Below are 23,240 nucleotides of genomic sequence, written 5' to 3' on the forward strand. Positions count from 1 at the left end.
GGCCATGCTGACTGATGAACTGGGCGAAAGCGCCTGGCGAAGGGCGGCAGTGATCAGCCTGCTGTCGTGGCGCCGGGCTGATGCCGGCGACGTGCTCGATGACGCCCAACGTTACGGCTGGTGGGGCGACAGCTTCCCCAGCCTCGCAGATGACCGCATCGGCTCGCGCCTGTGGCAGTTACGCCGGCGCTCGCTGACGGCGGAGACCGAGCGCGACGCTATCGCTTTCGCCCGCGAGGCGCTGGCCTGGATGCTCGACGACGGCCGGGTCAGCGCCGTTACCGTAACGGCCGCCCGGGGAGTCAACCGCCTTGACCTGGTTGTGGTGCTTTCCATGCGGGACGGCACCGCGATCGATGTGCAACTCGACAATCTCTGGCAGGTGATCCATGCCGTTTGAAACCCCTACCTTGCCCGCCCTAATCGCTCGCGCCCAAAGTGATCTGGCGGGTTCCAGCAGCCTGCTGCGTTCTGACGCCGAAGTGCTGGCCCGGGTGCATGGCGCGGCCAGCTTCGCGCGCTACGGGCACCAAAAGTACATCGCTGACCAGATCCTGCCGGACACCGCAGATGAAGACACGCTGCGCCGGATGGCCCGTGCGCGGCTCAAACGGGATCGCCTGGCGGCGGTGGCCGCAACGGGGCATGTGACCTTCACCGGTGCCGTCTCGGCGCTGCTCGATGCCGGCACGCTGCTGCAGCGTGACGATGGCGTGCGCTTTCGTGTGGCGGCCACGGCGCAATTGGCTGCGGCTGAGGGCACAGCGAGGGTCGAGGCGGTTGACACCGGCCCGCTGGGCAATACCGAGGCCGGAACAGCGCTTCGCCTTGTGTCGCCGGTCCTGGGAGTGAACAGCGTCTTTACCGTGGCAGCACCTGGCCTGCAGGGCGGCACCGAGCAGGAAAGCATTGAAACGCTCCGGGGCCGGGTAATTCGCTCATATCGGGTGATCGCCCACGGAGGAAGCAAGAGTGACTATGTGACCTGGGCCACCGAGGTGGCCGGTGTCACACGTGCGTGGCTGGTGCGGCACTGGGTCGGTCCCGGGACTGTCGGGCTTTTCTTCGTGCGGGACAACGATATCGACATCATCCCAGGTGTCGACGCGTTGGCGAGTGTGAAGGCGTACATCGAGCAGGAGCGCCCGGTTACGGCGGAAGTCTACGTGCTGCCGCCGCAAGAGAAGCCGGTGCAGTACCAGCTTTCGGTCACGCCTGACAGCAGCGCCGTCCGGCGGGCGGTAGAGGCTTCGCTGGTCGACCTGCACAACCGTGAATCCGAACTCGGTGGCGTGCTGCTGGGAACACACATCAGCGAGGCGATTAGCGGCGCGACCGGTGAACGTGATCATAAGATTCACGCCCCGATCGGCGACGTGGCGGCTCAGAAAAACGAGCTGCTGACCTATGGGGGGGTGCTGTGGCTATAAGAACAGCAGCCGACTACCTGGCCCAACTGGTAGCGCTACTCCCCCCCGGCCCGGCCTGGGATCTTGAAATGAACCCCGAGCTTGCTGGGCCCCTGCATGCTGCAGCGGAACTGCTCGCGAGCGAGGACGCCCGAGCGGCCGACCTGCTGTCCGAGGCAGACCCGCTGACCGTGCGCGAGCTTGTACCCGATTGGGAGCGTGTGATGGGGCTGCCAGATCCGTGCATGGGAGATTCCCCGAAGTTCGAAGACCGCCAGCTTGCGGTCCGGCGCCGGCTCACTGAAACCGGTGGCGCAACCCCGGCTTACTTCGTCGACATCGCGATCGCCCTGGGCTACCCCGAGGCGCGGGTGATTGAGCATCGAGCCCCCCGGTTTGGCCGAAGCCGGTTCGGCAGCGCCCGTTTTGGCACATGGTCGGCGCAGTTCATGTGGACGCTTGAGACCGGCCCGCGTCGCCGTGTCGGGCGGCGCTTTGGCGTCAGCTACTGGGGCGAGCGATTCGGCAGCAGTGCCAGCGCTGCCCTGGAGTGCGCGATACAGCGAAGCGCGCCGGCACACACCGTTGAATTCATTAAGTATGGCGAGAACACGTAGATGGATTACCCAAAGAACGTACCCAACGTCGGCCTGGTGAACGGTCGATTTGTCGATGAAAACACCGTGACCGGGGTGCCGGGTTCACTTATCCCGGCGGCCTGGGGGAATGCCGTCACTGATGAAATTCTGGCTGTGATTCGCGCTGCCCAGTTGGCGCCGGCCGAGGGCCAGAACGACCAGTTGCTGGCGGCTGTCCGGCGGCTTGTGGACTTCACGGTGATGTACAACAAGCCAACCACGCTGGGTGGTTACGGCATTACTGATGCACTTTCGAAACAGGGCGGCGAACTTACGGGCCCCTTGTACATGAACTCCGGGCGCAGCATTTTCTTGCGTGGCGGGCCAACGGAGTCTTATGCGAGCGGCCTGATGGCTATCACTGACACGGATGTTGCGCAAGGCGGTATGGGCTTCTACGGCGGTGTCAGCGCTGGCTTTACGCGGGCTTACATGGCGCTCGGCCCGACCCCTTGGGCTAATGGCTATGGAGTTCGCATTAACCAATCTGGAGTAGAGATTTCTGGTCCGGTAAAGTTTGACCAAGGGATTGAGGCTGACGGCTCGAAACTTAGCAATGTTTTGTGGAAGTCGGTCAACGGGCGTCCGACTACGCTTGGCGGCTATGGCATTACTGACGCGCTTTCGAAAGAAGGAGGGGAACTTACGGGGCCCTTGTACATGAACTCGGGGCGCAGCATCTTTTTGCGGGGCGGGCCAACGGAGTCTTACGCGAACGGGCTGATGGCGATCACTGACACGGATGTTGCGCAGGGCGGGATCGGATTCTTCGGTGGTTCCAGTTCAGGGTTTACGCGGGCGTACATGGCGCTCGGTCCGACCCCGTGGGCCAACGGTTATGGTTTTCGCGTTGGCGGCGACGGCGTTGAAGTCTGGGGGCCGGCGAGATTTACCGATGTGTTAACGGGGAATGGCTCAGGGCTTCATAGCGTGCCGTTCGGGGCGCTTACAAACTTGCCGACTTCGCTCGCCGCACACGGTGTCACGATGGCGTCCCAATCCGAGGCTGAGGCGGGGGCCGACAACAATAAGCCTGTGAGCGTGCTTCGGGTCTGGCAGGCCATCGGTGCAAAAGTACGTCAGGCTGCTGAGGATGTTGTGGGTATTGCGCGTGTGGCGTCGCAACTTGCTGTGGATGCCGGCGTCGATGCCCTGGCGTTTGTTACGCCCAAGACTCTACGTAATGGCTTCGGCGCCCTACTTACCGGCAATGGCTATCTTCGTTTGCCTACTTGGGCTGGCGGCATCATTTTCCAGTGGGGTACTGGACTGCAAATCGGTGCAGGCCAGACGGTAACAATTACGTACCCGCTTGCACTACCGCGCGGTCATTTCATTACTGTCGTGGGGAATAGTTTTTCTAGCGGCAGCACAACAAGTACGAGTTCGCTTGGCGTTGCTTATGGCACTAATACCTACTTTACGGTGAGCGCCGCTGGTTCAACTGGGCAGCCAAATATCCCATGGTTCTCAATCGGTTATTAATAATGGAGTGGTTGCGATGAAATATTACTCACCTTCGACCGGCGGTTTTTACTGTCCCGTCATTCACAAGAAGGCAATACCATCTGATGCAATTCAAATCAGCGATGTTCAACATCATGATTTTCTGATCGGGCTGTCTGGCGGGAAGCGGCTTGAGGTCGATCAGGCGGGAGTGTTGATCCTGATTGATGCCAGCATCGACATCGAGGCCATCGAACGGGCTTGGCGTGATGCTGAGCTGTCACGTGTGGCGTGGCAGCGTGATCGACATCGCGACGAGCTTGATATGCGCCTGGCTACGACTCTTGGCAACGATCAGTTCGAGCAGCTGCTGGGCTACATGCAAGCGCTGCGCAATTGGCCCGAGGCTGAGGATTTCCCCGCAACTGATCAGCGCCCGGTTCCGCCGCCCTGGATCGCTGATCAAACCCAATGAAGCCTCGCACCGTCGGGGCTTTTTCTTGCCTGCTATTCGAGAATTAAAATGCCTATCACTGAAAAGCAACTGCTGCAGATCTTACCGAGCGCCGGCAAGCAAGCCGGCGTTTTTGTTCCTGCCCTCAACGCCGCAATGGGCAAGTACGGGATCATCACTCGGCTGCGCATCGCGGCCTTCATTGCCCAGATCGGCCACGAGTCCGGGCAGCTCCGCTATGTTCGGGAGCTGGGTAGCGATGATTACCTGAAGAAATACGACACCGGCAAGCTTGCCCAGCGCCTGGGCAACACGCCCGAGGCCGATGGTGATGGCCAGAAATTTCGCGGTCGCGGGCTGATCCAGATCACCGGCAGGTTCAACTACAACGCCTGCAGCGAAGCGCTGTTCAGTGATGGTCGGCTGCTCGGTACTCCGGAGTTGCTGGAGCACCCTGTCTACGCGGCGCTGTCGGCGGCCTGGTTCTGGCAGACAAGAGGGCTAAACGGCCTGGCGGATCGGGGAGACTTCCTTCAGATCACCCAGAAGATCAATGGCGGGGCGAATGGCCAGGAGGATCGTCAGAAGCTCTATGAGCGGGCGTTGGCGGTGCTTCAGTGAGCCTGCTGGACTTGCGCTTGCCCGCTGTTGCGCTGCTGCTCGGGCTCGGCCTGGGTGGCGGTGCTGCCTGGAAGTGGCAGGCCAACGAGTATCGGCGGCAGCTCGCCGAGCAAGCTGGCCTGTTCCAGGACGAGCGCCTGGCAGCGGGACTCGCAGTTATCAACTGGAACAACGCTGAGCAGGCCAAACGCAGTGCTTTGGAGTCCCGCCTGCAGGCCGCTGAGAAAAACCACCACCAGGAACTCACCGATGCCCAACAAGCCCAGGCTCGCCTTCGCGATCGCCTTGCTACTTCTGATTTGCGGCTGTCAGTCCTCATCGCCAATTCAGCCGCCTCAGCCGCCTCAGCTGGTTGCGGTGGGGTGTCAGCCACCCCCGATGCCGGCGGCGTGGTTCATGGAACCATTCGTGCCCAACTTGACCCAGCGCATGCTCAACGAATTATCGGAATCACCGACGACGGCGATCGAGGACTGATCGCCCTGCGGGCCTGTCAGACCTACGTGCGTGAAGTCATCAAGTGATAAAGAGGCGAGCCGGTTGGATGCGTCAACATCCAGCCCGGCCCGCTGAACCCGCAGACCCTTCCTGCAAGTCCAGCCGCAGCCCCTGCCTTGTGCACAAAGCGCGGCGAGCCTAACACCTGTTTATCCATACAGTAAAGACTTGCATATCTATGACCTCTCCAATCATCCCCTGGATGGGTGGCAAACGCCGCCTGGCCGACCGCTTGATCCCTCTCTTTCCCCCTCATGAATGCTATGTCGAGGTCTTCGCCGGCGGTGCCGCGTTGTACTTCATGCGTCCACAGCCCGCCCCGGTGGAGGTGCTGAACGACCTCAACGGTGACCTGGTCACCCTCTACCGCGTTGTGCAGAACCATCTGGAGGAGTTCGTCCGCCAGTTCAAGTGGGCGCTCAGCTCCCGCCAGATCTTCGAGTGGCAGAAGATGATCCGCCCCGAGACCCTGACTGATATTCAGCGTGCAGCCCGATTCTTCTACCTGCAGCAGCACGCATTCGGCGGCAAAGTCACCGGGCAGACGTTCGGTACTGCCACCACGGGGCCTGCGATCAACCTGTTGCGCATCGAGGAGAATCTGTCCGCCGCGTGGCAGCGCCTCGCCGGCACCTACGTGGAGAACCTACCCTGGCTCGCCTGTGCCGAGCGCTACGATCGACCGCACACCTTCTTCTACATGGATCCGCCGTACTGGCAGACCGCCGGCTACGGTGTGGACTTCCCGTTCGAGGAGTACGAGCGCATGGCCGACTTCATGCGCCGGTGCAAGGGTAAGGTGATGGTCAGCATCAACGACCATCCGGACATCCGCCGTGCCTTCGATGGCTTCCACTTTGAGTGCCTAGATATTCGCTACACAAACACGAACCAGCGACAGTGCAAAGCTGAGGTCACTGGTGAACTTGTGATCATGAACTGGAAACCGTCTCAACTAGGTCAGCTATTTTAGTGACATAGGCCCTTGTCGGCCACCTTCGTCAGGTGGCTCTCGGCAAGGGCTGCAAGTAGGAGTTATTCGGCATATTCAGTTGGGAGAATTGTCCTTGGCGACAACTCACTCGCTGATCCTCTCTTTCAGAAGCGTCATAACAAGTTCTTCATTGAACTCTTTGTAGGAAGCCTCAGCAAGGCTATCGGACCCGTTTTCGAAAATGTACCATGTTGCATTTAGTTTTAGCTTATGAGGGTGTGGCCAGAATATTAAATTTACGTACTCTGAATTTGGAAGTATAGCGTTGAACTGTAAAGGCCTTTGAGTATCGTCGCAATAATACGGGGTGAGGACTAGAATGTTTCCAATATCCTCAAGGGAGAATGCTTGTGTTTGGAATTCAATTTCTTCCGCTCCAACTCCGAAATCAATAGTTGTGAGTTGAGTTAGAAGTTGATGCTTGACGCCCACGTCATGCAGGCGATGGAACCAGCTTTGAGTTTCTATGTATAGTTTTTCTATCTTCTCAAGAGTATCTTTCTTTCTGTACTCTGCACTTTGATGTTGCGATTCCTTTCTCTCTTTTTTCTGTTTGAGGATCAGAAAGACTTCTGAGGTGACTGCTGGGGTGACTTTGTGAGGTACATTCATGTTTGTCGTCCTAGCTTGACATAGGCAGCTGGGTATCAGGCTATCTCATATTCTGTTGGTCCGTCGAGAGATGAGATAGCCTACCTTGAGGCGGGAAGAAGGCTCAGGTAGGTCTACATCTACCTCGGGAGCGAACAGCGCACATCCTAGGACACTTTTAGGGCAAAAATGAGGCCGGATTAGGCCGTCACACGCCCCGCCTGATGCCGGGGAGCTTAGAAAAATCGGGCCTGTGGCGGTCTGCTGCGGAAGGTGGGCGGGTTCGAATCCCTTCTTCACCGCCACTTTCGATACAACGAAAAGCCCCTGGAAACGATGAGTTTCCGGGGGCTTTTTGCATTCCGGGCCTCCTCACTGGCACCGCTGGCTCTCACGGGGTACCTGGTCCCCGTGAGAGCGCTCATGCAGAACGATCAGAAGCTGAACGAAGCTGACACCCGTGCCGTCCGCGGCGCACCCTGGAACAGATAGTTGTCTCCCAGGTAATCCCCCACATCCCGCCAGTAGCGCTTGTCGAAGACGTTGTCCACGGTCAGCCGCAGCACCGTGTCATACCCGGCGATCCGCGTGCGATAGCGGCTGCCCACGTCGAACACGGTGTAGCCACCGACCTCCACCGTACCTTCCTGGTTGGCGTACTTGCTCGCGCTGTAGCGCATCCCGCCGAGCAGGGCCAGGCCGGGAATGCCCGGGATGCTGTAGTCGGCCTGCAACGCCGCGCGCAGGCGCGGGACGTTGAGGGCCTGGTGATCGTCGTAGGCGTCGGTGCCGCTGTCCTCGACCCGGGCGCGGATCGCAGCGGCGCTGGCGTTGATCTGCAGGTCCGAGGTCACCCAGCCGCTGGCACCGAGCTCCAGGCCGATGTTTTTCTGTTGGCCTTGCTGGATGTAGTTGAAGTGTCCGGCTCCATCCGGCTGCGCGTACTGGTAAGCCTGGCGCAACTGGAACAGCGCGGCGCTGAAGCTCATGCGCTGCCAGTCGCGCTTGATGCCCAGTTCGATCTGGTGCGAGGTGGTAGGGGCGAGGATGTCCTGGTTGTTGGCGGCGAACCAAGGGGCGACGCCGCCGGCAGACAGGCCCTTGCTGTAGCTGGTGTAAACGGAGATGTCAGGCCGCGGTTTGTAGATCAACGCGGCGTTGGGCAGCAGTTCGTATTGGCGGGTGTGGCGCAGTGAGTCGCCGTTCGGGTCGAACGCTTCCTCATCCAAGCGCACCATACGAGCGCCGATCACGCTTTGCCATTGCTCGGTGAAGCTGATCCGGTCGCTGAAGAACAGGCCGTACTGGCGGCTGTCGAGGCGGCGTTCGGTGTGGCCGGGCGTTTTGTCGGACGGCAGGACTGCGGGGGTGTCCTGATAGATGTTCGGTTGCTCCGAAATCAGGCTGGTGATCTCGTTGAACATCGGGCGCTGGTCCAGAGTACGGCGCTGCGCGCTGGTGCCGACGGTCAGTTCATGGCTGACACCCAGTGCATCGAAGCGTCCGTTCAAGGTCGCCTGTGCTTCATCGGTGCGCCGGGTGTCATCAGGGCTGCGGAAGTCATAGATGTCGTAATCGCCGTTGGGGCTGAAGGTGTTGCCCAGGCCAGGGCAATCGCTCGTGTAGTAGCACCCCCACGCAAACGAACTGTAGTCATCGATCACCACCCGACTGCGCGACGCACTCAGCGCCCCGGTCCACGCCTCGTTGAAGCGATACTCGAAGCGCCCGCCCAGGTTCAGCGAATCCGACTTCACCGGCTTCGCCCAGTCCTGCCATGCCAGGCGGTCCTTCGGATCGATGCCGTGGGGCAGGGCGGTGCCGCCGAGCAGTTGATAGCCCGGCACCGAGTACTGCTCGCGGGTCTGGTACTCGAGATCCAGTTGCAGCAGGGCATCCGGGCTCATCTGCCAGTCGAAGGCGAGGGAGGCGAAGTCGCGCTTGCCGTCGGCGTGATCGACGTAGCTGCGGATATCCTCATGGGCCAGGTTGGCGCGCAGGCCGAACTGGCGCTCGCTGCCGAACCAGCCGCCGAGATCGGTGGCGATGTAGCGCTCACCCTCGGCACTGCCGGAGACGGTAACCGAACGCACGTCTTCCGGCCGCTTGGTCACATAGTTGATCAGCCCGCCGGGCTCGGACACGCCGCTCTGCAGCCCGGAGAGGCCCTTGAGCAACTCCACCTGCTGCTTGTTCTCCAGCGCCACGTTCTGCTCGCCGGTGATGGTCTGGCCGTTGATCTTGTAGCTGTGCGCCGCATCGAGGCTGAAGCCGCGTACGTTGAAGTTCTCGTAGTAGCCGATCGGCGCATAGGACTCACCCACCGAGGCGTCGCTCTGCAGCACTTCGCTGAGCAGGCGCACCTGGCGGTCCTGCAGCAGCTGTTCGGTGAACACCGCGACCGAGGCCGGCGTGTCCAGCAGCGGCGCGGAACCGAAGCCGGCGACCTGGGCCTGGCGCGGCTGGTAGCCATCGCTCCAGCTGTCGGAGACCGTGACCGGGGCCAGGGTGACGCTGCTTTCGGCAAAAGCATGCGGGGCGCTCAGGGCCAGGCCGACCGTGAGCAGGCTGAGGGGCAGGCGGGGGCGTTGCAGGGACATGCGGCAAAACTCCTTGAGGGCCCGCAGCGGGCGCGCCGTTATGGGTCGGCAGCTACTCCGAAGCTGAAAGCCCGGTACGGCGACAGTAAGGCGCAAAAAGGGCGCGCAAGTGCGAAAGGCTACTGGCATTGCGCCAGTTGGCGCCGGAGCGCGGGCGCAATCTTAGCAGGGGCGACCGCGTTGCGGTGCCCCCAATTGCAATGTATTCGTATTTGAAGGAACGAGCGGGTGGTGCGGAAATTCAGGTCTTGGCAGGCTGCTGCTGGGTGCGGCGGCGCCAGTTGCCGTCCAGCTTCGACCAGGTCTTGCCGTCGGTCACCGCAAGCAGCTTGCGGCCATCCTTGAAGGTGGCGAGGAAGGTGATTTCCTCGTCCTTGCTGCCGAGCCAGAGGCCGGCGAGCAAACCCAGCGGGCCAGCCATGAGGCAGCCGGCCATGCCCCAGCCGAGAGCGCTGCTGAAGTTGCGGCTGGTTTCCTGGTTGGCGACTTTCATGTCCTTGATGCGGGAGAGAGCAATCTTTTCGCCCGGTGAGGGGCTGGTGGCGGTCTTGAGTGTGAGCGATCCATTGCGGTACTCGCCTTCACCTTGCAAGAAATCGCCGGACTGAACGGTGAGTCTTGTCATAGGGGTTATCCAGGTTGAGAGGGCTTTTTGACCAATCCCTACTGAGCGCTCCGGATACCCCCAAGTCAATCGCCAGGCGACGGAGGGTAGGGCGTCTGTCAGACGGTTCTGACTTCCATCACCTTTCTTCCTGCCAGCCACCAGATCAGCAAGGCAACCGCGCCAAGGCCCAGGCCGGCAAGGACGATGGCGTTCCAGCCCCAGTGCTGGAACAACTGCGTGCCGAGCAGCGAGCCTGTCGCGCCGCCGATGAAGTAGCAGGTGATATAGCCGGCGTTGAGGCGGTTGCGTGCTTCCGGGCGCAGGGCGATAACGGCGTTCTGGTTGCTGACATGGACCAGTTGTACCGCCAGGTCGAGCAGCAGTACGCCGATCAGCAAGGCCGCCAGTGAAGTAGGGGCGAAGGCCAGGGGAATCCACGAGAGCATCTGCGCCAGCAGGCCGAAAGTGGTGCCCTGGGCACCCTTGCCGCGGTCGGCCAGGCGCCCGCCCCAGTTCGCCGCCAGCGCACCGGCGGCACCGGCCAGGCCGAACAGGCCGATCACGCCGTCGGAATAGTTGTAGGGTTCGGCCTTCAGCAGGAATGCCAGGGGCGTCCAGAACAAGGCGAACAGGCAGAAGGAAAAGGCCCCGAGTAATGAGCGCAGGCGCAGCAGCGGTTCCTCGGCGAACAACCGGAACACCGAACCGATCAGCGCCGGATAGGCCAGCCCGGCATGTTGCCGCCGCTGCGGCAGGGCGCGCAGCAGGGCGAGGGCGCTGAGGGCCATCAGGCCGGCGGCGAGCAGGTAGATGCTGCGCCAGTCACCCAGCGTGGCCATGAAGCCGGCGGCGGTGCGGGCCAGCAGGATGCCCAGCAGCAGCCCGCCCATCAGCGTGCCGACCACCCGCCCGCGTTCGGCAGGATCGCTGAGGCCGGCGGCCATCGGTACCAGCACCTGGGCCACCACCGAGAACAGGCCGGTCAGCGTGGTGCCCAGCAACAGCCACGGCAGGCTCGGGGCGAAGGCGCTGATCAGCAGGCCCAGGGTAGCGATGGCAATCATGCTGACGATCAGCCGGCGTTGCTCGAACAGATCGCCCAGCGGCGCCAGCAACAGCAGGCCGGCGCCGTAGCTCAGTTGCGCGGCGATGACGATGCAGCCGGCGCTGGCGGTGGTCAGGCCGAAGTGTTCGGCGATGCTGTGCAGCAGGGGCTGCGCATAGTAGTTGCTGGCCACCGCCAGGCCGACGGCGGTGGCCATCAGCAGGATCAGGGCGCGGCTCAGGGGAGGCGTGGCGGTCATGGCCGTCTCCGTTCAATGGGGTGAGGCGGGCAGTATGGAAAATGCACTAGGATGACGCCAACGCATCGTTTTCATTCAATCAATCTCGAAACAAGATGGATAAATGAACCTCAAGCAGATCGAGTACGCCTTGGCCGTCGCCGAGACCGGCAGCTTCACCCGTGCCGCCGAGCGTTGTCACGTGGTGCAGTCGGCGCTCAGCCATCAGATCGCCCGATTGGAAGAACAGCTTGGCGCGCAATTGTTCGAGCGCAGTTCACGCTGGGTGCGCCTGACGGCGGCGGGCGAGGCCTTCGTGCCCAGCGCCCGCACCGCGCTGGAGGCGGCACGGCGCATCGCCGACGAAGTCGCGGCGGCCTGTGGCGAGTTGCGCGGGCGGTTGTCCATTGGCGAAATCAGCTCGTTGACGGAGCTGGACCTGGTCGACCTGCTGGCCGGCTTCCATCACCAGTATCCGCAGGTGGATATCCGCTGGTTGCAGGGCAAGAGCGAAACGATGATCGGCGATGTCCGCGAGCGGCGCCTGGACGTGGCGTTCATCGGTGTCTGGCCGGGCGAATCGCTGGACGGTGTCGAGTGGCGCCTGCTGGCCAAGGAGGAACTGATGGCTGTGTTGCCGCCGGAGCATTCGCTGGTTATCCACAAGCGCTTGGCACTGGCGGACCTGGAAGAGCAGCCGCTGGTGGACTTCCAGGCCGGTACCGGGGCGCGGCGCCAGACCGACGAGGCCTTCGCTGCCGCCGGCTTGCGGCATCGGGTGCAGTTCGAGGTGGGGACCACCCGCCTGATCGAGAAGTTCGTCCAGCGCGGCCTGGCCCTCGGCCTGGTGGCGGAACGCATCGCCGGCGGTTTCGAGCGGGTTGCGGTACGCCCGGTGAGCGATGCACCGGTGCGGCACCTGTACGCCATCTGGTCGAAGAAACCGACCCCCGCCGCCAGTGCTTTCATCCAGTTGCTGGAGAAACATCTGGCGGCGCGGTAGGCCATCAGGCGGCGAAGCCGCCGTCGATGGTCAGGCTGGCGCCGGTGATGTAGGCGGCTTCCGGGCCGGCCAGGTAGGCGACGAAGCTGGCGATTTCCTCGACATGACCGTAGCGACCGACCGCCATCAGGCCGATCAGGCTGTCGGCGAAATCGCTGCTGGCCGGGTTCATGTCGGTGTCCACCGGGCCGGGTTGCACATTGTTGATGGTGATCCCACGCGGACCGAGGTCGCGGGCCAGGCCACGGGTCAGGCCGACCAGTGCCGACTTGCTCATGGCGTAGGTGGCGCCGCCGGCGAAGGGCATGCGCTCGGCGTTGGTGCTGCCGATATTGATGATGCGCCCGCCCTGGCCCATGTGGCGTACGGCGGCCTGGGTGGCGACGAAGACGCTGCGCACGTTGACCGCCACGGTGCGGTCGAAGTCGTCCAGGCTGAACTCGGCGATATCGCCAAGGGCCAGGACGCCAGCATTGTTGACCAGGATATCCAGGCCGCCGAAGTGCTCGACGGTCAACTCGATGGCCTTCTGCACCGCTGCGGCGTCGGCGCTGTCGGCCTTCACGGCCAGGGCCTTGCCGCCGTGCTGGCGGATTTCGTTCTGCAACTGTTCGGCGCCGGCCTGGGAACTGACGTAGGTGAAGGCGACGGCGGCGCCCTGTTCGGCCAGGCGCTTGACGATGGCCGCGCCGATACCGCGCGAGCCGCCCTGGACCAGTGCCACTTTGCCGCTGAGGTTCTGTTGATTCGACATTGCTGATGCTCCTGAAAGGACAAGGCCGATTGCCTTGTGGATGGGGCCCAGTATCGAGCGACGATTGCTTCCTGATAATCCGCTAATCGCTATAGTCTGAATAAACCATTGGTTTGGAATCCCGGAATGGAAACCTTCAGCAGCATAGAGTGCTTTTTGCGCAGCGCCGAAGTCGGCAGCTTCGCCGAAGCTGCCCGGCGCCTGAGCCTGACCCCGGCGGCGGTGGGCAAGAATGTCGCTGGCCGGGAGGCGCGGCTTGGCGTGCGCCTGTTCCAGCGCAGCACCCGCAGCCTGACCTTGACCGAGGCGGGGCAGTGTTTCCTCACCGAGGTGCGCGACAGCTTCCAGACCATCCAGCACGCCGTGGCCAACCTTGCCAGTATCGAAGGGCAGCCGGCGGGGACCCTCAAGGTCAGCATGGGCACGGTGTTCGGGCGCCTGTACATCCTGCCGCTGCTGGGCGAGTTCCTGCGGCGTTTTCCGGCGATCACGCCGGACTGGCACTTCGATAACCGTCAGGTCGACCTGATTGCCCAGGGCTTCGATGCGGCCATCGGCGGCGGCTTCGACCTGCCCCCGGGGGTGGTGGCGCGCAAGCTGGCGCCGGCGCATCGGGTGCTGGTGGCCTCGCCCGATTACCTTGAACGCTGCGGGTCGCCGCGGCAGCCGGAGGATCTGGAGAAGGCGGACGGGATCCTCATCCGTTCACCGCAGACCGGACGGGTGCGCTCCTGGCCGCTGACCAGTCGGTCCGGGGAGCAGCGGCCACTGGCCTTGCGCCAGCGCATGACCATGACGGACTCCGAGGCTGCCTGTGCGGCGGCGGAGCAGGGCCTGGGCGTGGCGCTGGTGAGCATGCCGTTCGCCGTGCCGTACCTGCAGCGCGGGAGCCTGTCGCGGGTGTTGCCGGACTGGTATGTGGATGATGGGAACATTGCCCTGTACTACGCACAGCACAAGTTGCTGCCGGGGAAGACCCGGGTGTTCGTGGATTTCGTGCTTGAGCAGTTCAGGGAGCAGGGGTTGGAGCGGCAGTTCGATGCGTTGGCCTGACGGGGCTCATTCGACGGTGACCACCTCAAGCACCTGGCGTCCTGCGCCGAGGTCCACCTCGTCGCCCTCGGCCTTGCCCAGCAACTGCTGTCCCAGCGGCGAACGGGGCGTGATCACCGTCACCAGATCCGCCCCCTCGCCAATCTTCAGCCCGGCCGCTTCCGGGCCGAGAAACACCCGCTGCCGATTCCCCGCCTCATCCTCCAGTAGCACCAGGTTGCTCAGCTGAACCCCGGTCTCTGGATCGAAATCCCGCAGGCTCAATTGCAGATAGGCAGCCCGCGCCTGACGGATCTCCTCCATGCGACGGGCCTGGCCGGTCGCCAGGTAGGAAGCTTCCAGGCTGAGGGTGTCGTACTTGTTCTCGGCGATGTTCTCCTCGGCCGTGGCCGCCTCGTAGGCGGTCTGCGCGGCGCGCTGGAGGACATCCAGGTCCACGCCCAGGCGTTCGATGATGGCGTGCAGCAGGTCGGTCTTGTTCATTTCAACGGCAGAACTCAAGGACATTGGCCCGGCTTTTCTCGGTCGGGGCGGTGCGGTTCTGTTGCAGCCAGAACTGGCAGCGCGGGCTGGACAGGTTGCGCAGGTTTTCCTCGGCACGCGCTTCTGCGTCCTGGATCTGCTGGGTCTGCAGCGCCTGCTGGTATTGCTCGAACATGTGGTTCTGTTCCGGCGACTGTTCCGCCGCACCCGGCATCCGCGCCGACGGCGGTTGGCGCGGGGTTGCCGGCAAAGGTGGCGGTGCGAGTGGCTGGCTGAGCACTGCAGTAACCGGTTCCCGCACCTGCGGCAGGAATTGCCACGCCCCCCACAAGGTCAGGCCGATGGCCACGAAACCGAGCCACAGGCCCAGGGCGACGCCGACGATCAGCGGCAGCATTTTCGGGGACACCTTCAGTTCGCGACGACGCGCTCGGTAGGACATGGCAACCTCCTGGCCAGGACAGGGGCGGGATTGTCGCACGATGGATCGCAGCCGGCACTTTTGTCGGCCGGCGATAACCCGGACAATCGGCGATTAATCTGGATGGGGGGGCAAGAGGTGCCTGATATGAAACCGACCTGGGACATTTTCTGCCGCGTGGTCGACAACTACGGCGATATCGGGGTGACCTGGCGCCTGGCCCGGCAACTGGTGGCCGAGCACGACCTGGCCGTGCGCCTGTGGGTCGACGAGTTGCAGGCCTTCGCGCGGATCTGCCCGGAAGCGGACGCCCAGGCGCCGCGCCAGGTGCAGGCGGGCGTCGAGGTGTGCCGCTGGGACGCCGACTGGGCGCCGGCAGCAGTGGCCGACGTGGTCATCGGTGCCTTCGGTTGCCAACTGCCCGCCGAATATGTCGAGGCCATGGCCCAGCGACCCGCCCCGGCCCTGTGGCTGAACCTTGAGTACCTCAGTGCCGAGGACTGGGTCGAGGGCTGCCATGGCTTGCCGTCGCCCCAGGCCAACGGGCTGCGCAAGGTGTTCTTCTTCCCCGGATTCACTGAGCGCACCGGCGGTCTGTTGCGCGAAGCCGGGTTGCTGGAGCGGCGTGAAGCCTTTGATCGCACAGCCTTCCTGCATGACCTGGGCGTCGAGGTGCAGCCCGGCGCGCGCCTGCTGTCGCTGTTCGCCTACGAAAACTCCGGACTGGCCAGCTGGCTGGATGCCCTGGCCGGGGACGCCCGGCCCAGCCACCTGCTGGTGCCGGAGGGGCGGATTCTCGGGGATGTCCGGGCCTGGCTGGGGGAGGACGCTTTGGCTACCGGCGACATCCGTCGACGTGGGGCGCTGACCGTGCAGATCCTGCCGTTCGTGCGCCAGGACGACTACGACCGGTTGCTGTGGAGCTGCGATTTCAACGCGGTGCGTGGCGAGGACTCCTTCGTCCGCGCGCAATGGGCGGGCCAACCGCTGCTCTGGCACATCTATGTGCAGGAGGAATACGCCCACTGGGAAAAACTCGAAGCCTTCCTCGAACGCTACACCCTGGGCCTGAAGCCCGATGCGGCGGCGGCGCTGGTGGAACTGTGGCGGGCCTGGAACATGGATCGCGACATGGGCGAGGCGTGGAAACAGCTGCTGCCGCACTGGGACGAACTGGCCGTGCATGCCAGCCGCTGGTGCGCGGAACAGGCCGCTCGGCCGGACCTTGCCACGGCGCTGGTACAGTTTTACCGAAATTGGATATGATACGCGGCCTCGATTTTTATAAATCCATCCAGATTCGGATACTTCGTAATGAAAACTGGTAAAGAGCTGAAACCCGGTACCGTACTGCGGATCGACAACGACCCATGGCTGGTTCAGAAAGCTGAATTCACCAAGTCGGGCCGTAACAGCGCGATCATGAAGACCAAGCTGAAGAACCTGCTGACCGGCTACAAGACCGAAACCGTCTACTTCGCCGACGACAAGCTGGACGACGTGATCCTGGATCGCAAAGAAGCGACCCTGTCGTTCATCAGCGGTGACTCGTACACCTTCATGGACACCACCGACTACACCATGTACGAACTGAACGCCGAAGACATCGACGCCGTTCTGCCGTACATCGAAGAAGGCATGGAAGACATCTGCGAAGCAGTGTTCTTCGAAGGCCGCCTGGTTTCCGTAGAGCTGCCGACCACCATCAGCCGTCAGGTCGTCTACACCGAGAACGCTGCTCGTGGCGACACCTCCGGCAAGGTCATGAAGCCTGCCAAGCTGAAGAACGGCACCGAGATCCAGGTTGCCGACTTCATCGAGATCGACGAGTGGATCGATATCGACACCCGCGACAACAGCTTCAAAGGTCGTACCAAGAAGTAAGACTTCTTGCCCGACATGAAAAACCCGGCCTTGGCCGGGTTTTTTTATGCCTGTGGATAACTCAGACGCTGATGTGCAGGCGGACGTCGACGTTGCCACGGGTGGCGTTGGAGTACGGGCAGACCTTGTGCGCCGCGTCTACCAGGGCTTGGGCGTCGGCCTGCTCAAGACCCGGGAGGCTGATGCGCAGGTCGATGTCGAGACCGAAGCCACCTTCGATCTGGCCGATGCCGACTTCGGCAGTGATCGAGGTGTCGGCGGGCAGCTGGCGCTTGCTCTGGCCGGCGACGAATTTCAGGGCGCCGATGAAGCAGGCCGAGTAACCGGCGGCGAACAGTTGCTCCGGGTTGGTCGCTGCGCCGCCGGCACCGCCGAGTTCTTTCGGGGTGGCCAGTTTCACGTCGAGGATGCCGTCGTTGGAAGCGGCACGGCCATCGCGGCCACCAGTGGAGGTTACGGTTGCGGTGTAGAGCGTTTTCATGGGGATTTCCTCGAACCTTGTGAGCGGTGTGCGCCGTTGGCGCTGTCTGGGTACGGGGATAAAATTAGCGCTCAATTATTTAGTGCGCAATATAAATTTTCGGATTTTTCTCCCAACGGTAAGGCGACGGGGCTGGCTAGGATGCCGAAAACCCCGTCGCAGAGCCCTTAAAGACTTTTTTGCAGCTGATCGCGCAATTCCAGCAACTGCGCCTGCAGTTGCTGCAGGCGTTCAACCGTCTGGCCGCTGGCTCCCAGAATGCAATGCGGCACCTTGCGCGCCTGTTGTTGCAACTCGCGGCCGGCGTCGGTCAGTTCGACGATCACCACGCGTTCGTCCTCGCGGCTGCGGGTGCGCTTGAGCAAGCCTTCGGCCTCCAGGCGCTTGAGCAGTGGCGTGAGCGAGCCCGGGTCGGTGAGCAGGCGCTGGCTGATTTCGCCGACCGTCAGTGCGTCCTGTTCCCAGAGCACCAGCATCGCCAGGTACTGTGGATAAGTCAGGCCCAGCGCTTGCAGCAGGGGCTTGTAGACCTTGGTCATCAACAACGAGGTGGAATGCAGGGCAAAGCACACCTGATTGTCGAGCAGCAACTCGTCGCAGTTGCCTGGGGCTTCGGTGTCAGCGTTCATGCAAATCCTTTTCTGTCTCGGATCTTTGTAAGTTTAGTGCACAAATATTTAGCACTATCGCCAGCTCAATTCGCTTTGCAGCGCCAGATCCCAGGGCGGCACCGGACTGAATCGGCTCTTGAGGAATTCGAGCAGCAAACGGCTCCGAGAGTTCGTTTCATGTTCGAGGCGCAGTGCATAGATGCCGGTGGTTTCGGTTGGTGGCAGGCCGTTTTCGCAGAACAGCGGCAGCAGTTCGCCACGCAGCAGGTATTCGCTGATCAGCCAGGTCGGCAGGTGAGCGATGCCGAGGCCGGCAAGGGCGCCGAACAGCAAGGTCTCGGCATTGTTGGCGGTCATGCGCATCCGCGAAGGGCGGAATACGCGCATCTGGCCATCCATTTCGAAGCGCCAGGCGAAAGGCGGGGCCAGCCCGTCCCAGTCCAGGCCATCGTGGTCCGGCAGTTCGGCGGGGCTGGCAGGTACTCCGCGCTGGCGCAGGTAGGCGGGGCTGGCGCAGGCGATGCGCACCATGTAGGCCAGCGGTGTCGCTACCAGCCGGGTATCGGCCAGCGGGCCGGCACGCAGGACCAGGTCGACCTCGCCGAGATGGGCGCCGTGCAGGTCGACGAAGCTGTCGATCAGGCGCAGTTGTACGTCGAGGCCGGGGTAGGCCACGAGGAAGTCGGCAATGGCCGGCGCCAGGTGACGGCGCCCGAAGGCTGCCGGTGCATCCATGCGGATCAGGCCTTCCGGGGCGCAACTCAGGGACACCGCCTCGGCCCGGGCCAGGCGCAGTTCCTCGACGATTCTCCGGGCCCGTTCGGCGAAGGCGATACCTGCCTGGGTCGGGCGCACGGCGTGGGTGCTGCGCACGAACAGGCGGCTGCCCACGGCGTTTTCCAGGTTGTCGATGCGCCGCGCTACCGCCGACGGGGTCAGTGGATGGCGCCGGGACGCAGCGGAAAAGCTCGCGGTTTCCAGTACATCGAGAAACAAGCCGAGCTGTTCGGTCAGGGCATCGGGATTCATCAAGGGCTCGCTTGTGCGAAATGGGCAAAGCCATTGTGCGTTGCTATGCGTTTCCCCGCTAGCCCGCCATCGGTAGCATGCTGAAACGATTTGATTGACGAGGCTGGCATGATCGAGTGGTTGATGTATCTCGCCTTGGGCGCTGCCCTGGGCACGGTGGGAGGTTTGTTCGGCATCGGTGGCGGCTTGATCGCCATTCCGGCGTTTGGCGTGCTGTTCGGCATGGACCAGCAACTGGCCCAGGGCACGGCGCTGGTGATGGTGGTACCGAACGTGATGCTGGCGCTGTGGCGCTATCACCAGCGCAACCGTATCGAATTGCGTTATGCGCTGCCCCTGGCGGGCGCCAGTTTTCTCTTCGCCTGGCTCGGCTCGATCTGGGCGGTGGGACTGGATGCGCAGAACATGCGTATCGGCTTTATCGGTTTCCTGATCGCGTTGGCGGCCTGGAACCTGGTGCGCATGTTCATGCGCGGCACGCCACCGTCCAGCGAGCTGCGCCATCCGTGGCCGTGGCTGGGCGTGCTGGGTAGCGTCTCCGGGGTCATGGGCGGGCTGTTCGGGGTTGGCGGCGCGGTGGTCGCCACACCGGTGCTGACCAGCGTCTTCGGTACCACCCAGGTGGTTGCCCAGGGCTTGTCGCTGGCCCTGGCCTTGCCGAGCACCTCGGTGACCCTGCTGACCTACGCGCTACACCAGCATGTCGACTGGATGATGGGCATTCCCCTCGCTGCGGGCGGCCTGCTCAGCATCAGTTGGGGGGTGAAGCTGGCCCATGCCATGCCGGAAAAGGTCCTGCGCTCGCTGTTCTGCGGTTTCCTGCTGGTCTGTGCGTTGCTGCTGGCATTCGAGGTCTGAAAGCAGTCGCGGCACCGCGTCGGCGGGGCTACTGTAGTGGGTCTTGCTTGCAGGGAGTCCGGCATGCCCACTACCCAATCGTTTTCCCCGGCCCAGGCACGGCGCCTGGCGTTGTCCGCCCAGGGCTTCTCGGCGGTCGCCAGCGACCAGTCCGCAAGCACGGCGCAACTGGCGCGGATGCTGCGCCGGCTTGGCGTGGTGCAAATCGACTCGGTCAATGCCCTGGTGCGTTCCCATTACCTGCCGCTGTTTTCCCGCCTGGGCCACTACGCGCCCGAGCTGCTCGACCAGTTGGCCTGGGGGCGTGGTCGCCAGCGCAAGCTCTTCGAATACTGGGGCCATGAGGCCTCGCTGCTCCCGCTGGAACTGTACCCGTTGCTGCAATGGCGCATGCGCCGGGCACGGCAGGGACAGGGCATCTACCGGCAACTGGCGGACTTCGGGCGTGAGCAGCAGGCGACGATAGCCCGGGTTCTGGCCGCCGTCACCGAGCAGGGCGCGCTGGGTGCCGGCAGTCTGTCGACCCGCGAAGAGCGTGCCGGTCCCTGGTGGGACTGGAGCGCGGAAAAACATGCGCTGGAATGGCTGTTCGCCGCCGGCGAGGTGACAGTGGCCGGACGCCGCGGTTTCGAGCGCCTCTACGATCTGCCGGAACGGGTACTGCCGGCCAGCGTGCTGGCGCAGCCGGTGCCTGATGAGGCCGAAGCCCAGCGCGGGCTGCTGGTGCAGGCGGCCACGGCGCTGGGCGTCGCCACCGAGAAAGACCTGCGTGACTACTTCCGCCTGGCCCCGGCGGACAGCCGCGCTCGCGTCGCCGAACTGGTAGAGGACGGTCGGCTGCAGCGCTGCGAAGTTCGCGGCTGGGCGCAGCCGGCCTACTGCCTCGACACGCCGCGGGTGCCGCGCAAGGCCATTGCCAGCGCCCTGTTGTCCCCCTTCGATTCCCTGGTCTGGGAGCGCGAGCGGACCGAGCGGCTGTTCGATTTCCGCTATCGCCTGGAGATCTACACCCCGGCGCACAAGCGGGTCTATGGCTACTACGTATTGCCGTTCCTGCACCACGAGCGAATCGCCGCGCGGGTCGACCTGCGTGCCGAGCGCGCGCAGCAGCGTTTGGCCGTGCATGCCCTGCATGAAGAAGAGACGGGACTGGACGAGGCGGGGATCGACGCCCTGGCCGCCAGTCTCTGGCGACTGGCCGGCTGGCTGGGTCTGGAGACCGTGCAGGTCAACTGCCTGCGGGCCGGCACCCCGCGCTTGCGCGAGGCACTGGCCCGCGTGGCGATCAGCGGCGAACCTGCTTGAGGGTCTCGGCGATGAGGAAGGCCAGCTCCAGCGACTGATCGGCGTTCATCCGCGGGTCGCAGTGAGTGTGGTAGCGGTCGGACAGGCCATCCTCGGTGATCGGCCGGGCGCCGCCGATGCATTCGGTGACGTTCTGCCCGGTCATCTCGATATGGATGCCGCCGGCATGGGTGCCCTCGGCCTGGTGCACCTGGAAGAACTGCTTCACCTCGCTGAGGATCTGCGCGAAATCCCGGGTCTTGTAGCCGCTGCTGGCCTTGATCGTGTTGCCGTGCATCGGGTCCGAGCTCCATAGCACCTGGCGGCCCTCGCGCTCGACGCTGCGGATCAGGTTGGGCAGGTGGTCACCGACCTTGTCCGCTCCCATGCGCACGATCAGGTTGAGGCGCCCGGGATCGTTGGCCGGGTTGAGGATGTCGATCAGGCGGATCAGGTCCTCGGTGTTCATGCTCGGGCCGACCTTGACCCCGATCGGGTTGTTCACCCCGCGCAGGAACTCGACATGGGCGCCGTCCAGCTGGCGGGTGCGGTCACCGATCCACAGCATGTGCGCCGAGCAGTCGAACCAGTCGCCGGTGAGGCTGTCCTGGCGCACGAAGGCTTCCTCATAGTTGAGCAGCAGCGCTTCGTGGGCAGTGAAGAAACTGGTCTCGCGCAGTTGCGGCGCGGTATCCAGGCCGCAGGCGCGCATGAAGGCCAGGGTCTCGTCGATGCGGTCGGCCAGTTGGCTGTATTTCTCGGCCAGGGCCGAGTTGGCGATGAAGTCCAGGTTCCACTTGTGCACCTGGTGCAGGTCGGCGAAACCGCCCTGGGCGAAGGCGCGCAGCAGGTTGAGGGTGGCGGTGGCCTGGTGGTAGGACTGCAGCAGGCGTTCCGGATCCGGCACGCGGCTCTTCTCGTCGAAACCGATGCCATTGACGATGTCGCCACGGTAGGCGGGCAAGGTCACGCCGTCGATGGTTTCGTCACCGGATGAGCGCGGCTTGGCGAACTGCCCGGCCATGCGCCCGACCTTCACCACCGGGCAGCCAGCGGCGAAGGTCATGACAATGGCCATCTGCAGCAGGACCTTGAAGGTGTCGCGGATCTTGGCGGCGGAGAACTCGGCGAAGCTTTCCGCGCAATCGCCGCCCTGCAGGAGGAAGGCACGGCCCTGGGTCACTTCGGCGAACTGCCGGCGCAGCTCGCGCGCCTCGCCGGCGAAGACCAGCGGTGGATAACTGGCGAGGGTCTGCTCGACCTTCAGCAGGTGCGCGGCGTCGGGGTAGATAGGCTGTTGCTGGATCGGCAGGGCGCGCCAGCTAGCGGGACTCCAGGGTTGGCTCATGGTGGACTCGACATGTCTGATAAGGACGAAAAGGCATGCCCGTCATGCTATCACCAGCCACACGCCTTGTTGCACTGCCCGCATTGACGGACAATGCCGCCTTTTGCTTGGGCAGGCCGGGTTGGCGGGAGACAGCATGACAGAGCGGGAAGAGCGGCTGCTGGCGCAGGTGCACGACCAGTTCGGCACGATCAGCGTGTACGAGGTCGAGGACTATCGCTTCCTCGAATTCGGCGAAGCGATCGAGCAGAGCTGTGTGTTCACCGCCGACCCGAGCTGGCTGGAGTACGACTATACCCGCGCCATGCTGGTCGGCGCGCTGTGCCACGAACAGCCGGAGAGCGCGCTGTTCCTCGGCCTCGGTGCCGGCACCTTGACCCAGGCATGCCTGAAGTTCCTGCCGCTGGAGGATGTCGAGGCCATCGAGCTGCGCCCCGAGGTGCCGCGCCTGGCCATCGAATACCTCGGCCTGGACGACGATCCGCGCCTGTACATCCGCGTCGGCGACGCCCTGGAACTGCTACCCACGGCGGAACCGGCGGACCTGATCTTCGTCGACCTGTACACCGATCACGGCCCCGGTGTTGGCCACCTGGCGTGGGGCTTCCTGGAAAACTGCCAGAAGCGCCTCAATCCCGGCGGCTGGCTGGTGATCAACCAATGGGCCGGCGATGATGGCCGCCCCCTTGGTGCGGCGCTGTTGCGCGGGTTGTATTCGCGGCATTACTGGGAACTGCCGGTGAAGGAGGGCAACGTCATCCTGCTGGTGCCCGCCGACCTCGACCAGACCCTCGACGCCGCCGGGCTGCGCGCCCGCGCCGAGGCCCTGGCACCACGCCTCGGCTACTCCCTCAACTCCCTGATCGAGGTAATCCGCCCGGCATCCTGAG

At 63.5% G+C, this 23,240-nt stretch carries 26 protein-coding genes and 1 pseudogene; 16 read left to right on the forward strand and 11 right to left on the reverse strand.

What is annotated here, in order from left to right; all coding sequences use genetic code 11:
* Positions 1 to 4: 4 nt before the first annotated feature.
* From V0R59_RS13035 to V0R59_RS13070, 9 genes and pseudogenes are all read left to right on the forward strand, one after another.
* Complete coding sequence (locus V0R59_RS13035) at positions 5 to 400, forward strand: phage GP46 family protein (protein WP_330076514.1); 396 nt, start codon at positions 5 to 7, stop codon at positions 398 to 400.
* Positions 390 to 1,430 carry a baseplate J/gp47 family protein gene (locus V0R59_RS13040; protein ID WP_330076480.1) on the forward strand — a complete coding sequence of 347 codons (1,041 nt, stop codon included), beginning with the start codon at positions 390 to 392 and terminating at the stop codon, positions 1,428 to 1,430. The genes V0R59_RS13035 and V0R59_RS13040 overlap by 11 nt, the downstream gene beginning before the upstream one ends.
* Entirely contained in the window at positions 1,421 to 2,026 is a 606-nt protein-coding gene (locus tag V0R59_RS13045; protein WP_330076481.1) for a YmfQ family protein, read from the forward strand. Before V0R59_RS13040 ends, V0R59_RS13045 begins: the two co-directional genes overlap by 10 nt.
* Positions 2,027 to 2,305 (forward strand): annotated as a pseudogene (locus tag V0R59_RS13050) (hypothetical protein); the annotation flags it as partial.
* Between the two features lie 729 nt (positions 2,306 to 3,034).
* On the forward strand, positions 3,035 to 3,532 hold the full coding sequence (locus tag V0R59_RS32170; RefSeq protein WP_446033243.1) for a gp53-like domain-containing protein: 498 nt from the start codon (positions 3,035 to 3,037) through the stop codon (positions 3,530 to 3,532).
* Positions 3,533 to 3,548: 16 nt separating this feature from the next.
* The gene (locus V0R59_RS13055) at positions 3,549 to 3,968 is read left to right on the forward strand and encodes a tail fiber assembly protein (protein WP_330076482.1); all 420 of its coding nucleotides are present in this window, start codon (positions 3,549 to 3,551) and stop codon (positions 3,966 to 3,968) included.
* Between the two features lie 48 nt (positions 3,969 to 4,016).
* Positions 4,017 to 4,568 carry a glycoside hydrolase family 19 protein gene (locus V0R59_RS13060; RefSeq protein WP_330076483.1) on the forward strand — a complete coding sequence of 184 codons (552 nt, stop codon included), beginning with the start codon at positions 4,017 to 4,019 and terminating at the stop codon, positions 4,566 to 4,568.
* Positions 4,565 to 5,092 carry a lysis system i-spanin subunit Rz gene (locus V0R59_RS13065; RefSeq protein WP_330076484.1) on the forward strand — a complete coding sequence of 176 codons (528 nt, stop codon included), beginning with the start codon at positions 4,565 to 4,567 and terminating at the stop codon, positions 5,090 to 5,092. Before V0R59_RS13060 ends, V0R59_RS13065 begins: the two co-directional genes overlap by 4 nt.
* A gap of 152 nt (positions 5,093 to 5,244) precedes the next feature.
* On the forward strand, positions 5,245 to 6,039 hold the full coding sequence (locus tag V0R59_RS13070; RefSeq protein ID WP_330076485.1) for a DNA adenine methylase: 795 nt from the start codon (positions 5,245 to 5,247) through the stop codon (positions 6,037 to 6,039).
* A gap of 105 nt (positions 6,040 to 6,144) precedes the next feature.
* On the opposite strand, the gene V0R59_RS13075 is transcribed toward V0R59_RS13070, so the two are convergent.
* From V0R59_RS13075 to V0R59_RS13090, 4 genes are all read right to left on the reverse strand, one after another.
* On the reverse strand, positions 6,145 to 6,672 hold the full coding sequence (locus V0R59_RS13075) for a hypothetical protein (RefSeq protein ID WP_330076486.1): 528 nt from the start codon (positions 6,670 to 6,672) through the stop codon (positions 6,145 to 6,147).
* Between the two features lie 413 nt (positions 6,673 to 7,085).
* Positions 7,086 to 9,251, reverse strand: coding sequence for a TonB-dependent siderophore receptor (locus tag V0R59_RS13080; RefSeq protein WP_330076487.1), 2,166 nt, complete (start codon positions 9,249 to 9,251; stop codon positions 7,086 to 7,088).
* A gap of 241 nt (positions 9,252 to 9,492) precedes the next feature.
* Positions 9,493 to 9,876, reverse strand: coding sequence for a hypothetical protein (locus V0R59_RS13085; RefSeq protein WP_330076488.1), 384 nt, complete (start codon positions 9,874 to 9,876; stop codon positions 9,493 to 9,495).
* Between the two features lie 98 nt (positions 9,877 to 9,974).
* On the reverse strand, positions 9,975 to 11,162 hold the full coding sequence (locus tag V0R59_RS13090) for an MFS transporter (protein ID WP_330076489.1): 1,188 nt from the start codon (positions 11,160 to 11,162) through the stop codon (positions 9,975 to 9,977).
* A 103-nt stretch (positions 11,163 to 11,265) separates the two neighbouring features.
* Between V0R59_RS13090 and V0R59_RS13095 the strand changes: the two genes are divergently transcribed.
* Complete coding sequence (locus tag V0R59_RS13095; protein WP_330076490.1) at positions 11,266 to 12,144, forward strand: LysR family transcriptional regulator; 879 nt, start codon at positions 11,266 to 11,268, stop codon at positions 12,142 to 12,144.
* A 4-nt stretch (positions 12,145 to 12,148) separates the two neighbouring features.
* On the opposite strand, the gene V0R59_RS13100 is transcribed toward V0R59_RS13095, so the two are convergent.
* The gene (locus tag V0R59_RS13100) at positions 12,149 to 12,898 is read right to left on the reverse strand and encodes a 3-oxoacyl-ACP reductase family protein (protein ID WP_330076491.1); all 750 of its coding nucleotides are present in this window, start codon (positions 12,896 to 12,898) and stop codon (positions 12,149 to 12,151) included.
* 126 nt (positions 12,899 to 13,024) lie between these two features.
* On the opposite strand from V0R59_RS13100, the gene V0R59_RS13105 reads away from it, so the two are divergent.
* Positions 13,025 to 13,951: a LysR family transcriptional regulator gene (locus tag V0R59_RS13105; protein WP_330076492.1), complete on the forward strand. Its 927-nt coding sequence runs from the start codon at positions 13,025 to 13,027 to the stop codon at positions 13,949 to 13,951.
* A 6-nt stretch (positions 13,952 to 13,957) separates the two neighbouring features.
* Here the strand turns inward: V0R59_RS13105 and V0R59_RS13110 are convergent, their stop codons facing one another.
* Together V0R59_RS13110 and V0R59_RS13115 are read right to left on the reverse strand one after the other, a co-directional pair.
* On the reverse strand, positions 13,958 to 14,434 hold the full coding sequence (locus tag V0R59_RS13110; RefSeq protein ID WP_330076515.1) for a GreA/GreB family elongation factor: 477 nt from the start codon (positions 14,432 to 14,434) through the stop codon (positions 13,958 to 13,960).
* A 1-nt stretch (position 14,435) separates the two neighbouring features.
* Positions 14,436 to 14,876, reverse strand: coding sequence for a hypothetical protein (locus V0R59_RS13115; RefSeq protein ID WP_330076493.1), 441 nt, complete (start codon positions 14,874 to 14,876; stop codon positions 14,436 to 14,438).
* A 126-nt stretch (positions 14,877 to 15,002) separates the two neighbouring features.
* Here V0R59_RS13115 and earP point away from each other — a divergent pair, with 126 nt between their 5' ends.
* Together earP and efp are read left to right on the forward strand one after the other, a co-directional pair.
* The gene (gene earP, locus V0R59_RS13120) at positions 15,003 to 16,121 is read left to right on the forward strand and encodes an elongation factor P maturation arginine rhamnosyltransferase EarP (RefSeq protein WP_330076494.1); all 1,119 of its coding nucleotides are present in this window, start codon (positions 15,003 to 15,005) and stop codon (positions 16,119 to 16,121) included.
* A gap of 48 nt (positions 16,122 to 16,169) precedes the next feature.
* Positions 16,170 to 16,739 (forward strand): elongation factor P, encoded by a 570-nt coding sequence (gene efp / locus V0R59_RS13125; RefSeq protein ID WP_330076495.1) that lies wholly within the window; start codon positions 16,170 to 16,172, stop codon positions 16,737 to 16,739.
* A gap of 61 nt (positions 16,740 to 16,800) precedes the next feature.
* Here efp and V0R59_RS13130 read toward each other — a convergent pair whose 3' ends face one another.
* From V0R59_RS13130 to V0R59_RS13140, 3 genes are all read right to left on the reverse strand, one after another.
* Positions 16,801 to 17,220, reverse strand: coding sequence for an organic hydroperoxide resistance protein (locus tag V0R59_RS13130; RefSeq protein WP_330076496.1), 420 nt, complete (start codon positions 17,218 to 17,220; stop codon positions 16,801 to 16,803).
* A 167-nt stretch (positions 17,221 to 17,387) separates the two neighbouring features.
* Complete coding sequence (locus V0R59_RS13135) at positions 17,388 to 17,849, reverse strand: MarR family winged helix-turn-helix transcriptional regulator (RefSeq protein ID WP_330076497.1); 462 nt, start codon at positions 17,847 to 17,849, stop codon at positions 17,388 to 17,390.
* A 54-nt stretch (positions 17,850 to 17,903) separates the two neighbouring features.
* Positions 17,904 to 18,860 (reverse strand): LysR family transcriptional regulator, encoded by a 957-nt coding sequence (locus V0R59_RS13140; RefSeq protein WP_330076498.1) that lies wholly within the window; start codon positions 18,858 to 18,860, stop codon positions 17,904 to 17,906.
* Between the two features lie 108 nt (positions 18,861 to 18,968).
* Between V0R59_RS13140 and V0R59_RS13145 the strand changes: the two genes are divergently transcribed.
* Together V0R59_RS13145 and V0R59_RS13150 are read left to right on the forward strand one after the other, a co-directional pair.
* Positions 18,969 to 19,718 carry a sulfite exporter TauE/SafE family protein gene (locus V0R59_RS13145; protein WP_330076499.1) on the forward strand — a complete coding sequence of 250 codons (750 nt, stop codon included), beginning with the start codon at positions 18,969 to 18,971 and terminating at the stop codon, positions 19,716 to 19,718.
* A gap of 63 nt (positions 19,719 to 19,781) precedes the next feature.
* Complete coding sequence (locus V0R59_RS13150; RefSeq protein WP_330076500.1) at positions 19,782 to 21,023, forward strand: winged helix-turn-helix domain-containing protein; 1,242 nt, start codon at positions 19,782 to 19,784, stop codon at positions 21,021 to 21,023.
* On the opposite strand, the gene V0R59_RS13155 is transcribed toward V0R59_RS13150, so the two are convergent.
* Positions 21,004 to 22,350, reverse strand: a complete 1,347-nt coding sequence (locus V0R59_RS13155) for a class II 3-deoxy-7-phosphoheptulonate synthase (protein WP_330076501.1) — start codon at positions 22,348 to 22,350, stop codon at positions 21,004 to 21,006. The genes V0R59_RS13150 and V0R59_RS13155 overlap by 20 nt on opposite strands.
* A gap of 136 nt (positions 22,351 to 22,486) precedes the next feature.
* Between V0R59_RS13155 and V0R59_RS13160 the strand changes: the two genes are divergently transcribed.
* Positions 22,487 to 23,239, forward strand: a complete 753-nt coding sequence (locus V0R59_RS13160; protein WP_330076502.1) for a spermidine synthase — start codon at positions 22,487 to 22,489, stop codon at positions 23,237 to 23,239.
* The last annotated feature ends 1 nt before the right edge of the window (position 23,240 follow it).

Source organism: Pseudomonas ulcerans (assembly GCF_036324125.1).
Lineage (GTDB): Bacteria > Pseudomonadota > Gammaproteobacteria > Pseudomonadales > Pseudomonadaceae > Aquipseudomonas > Aquipseudomonas ulcerans.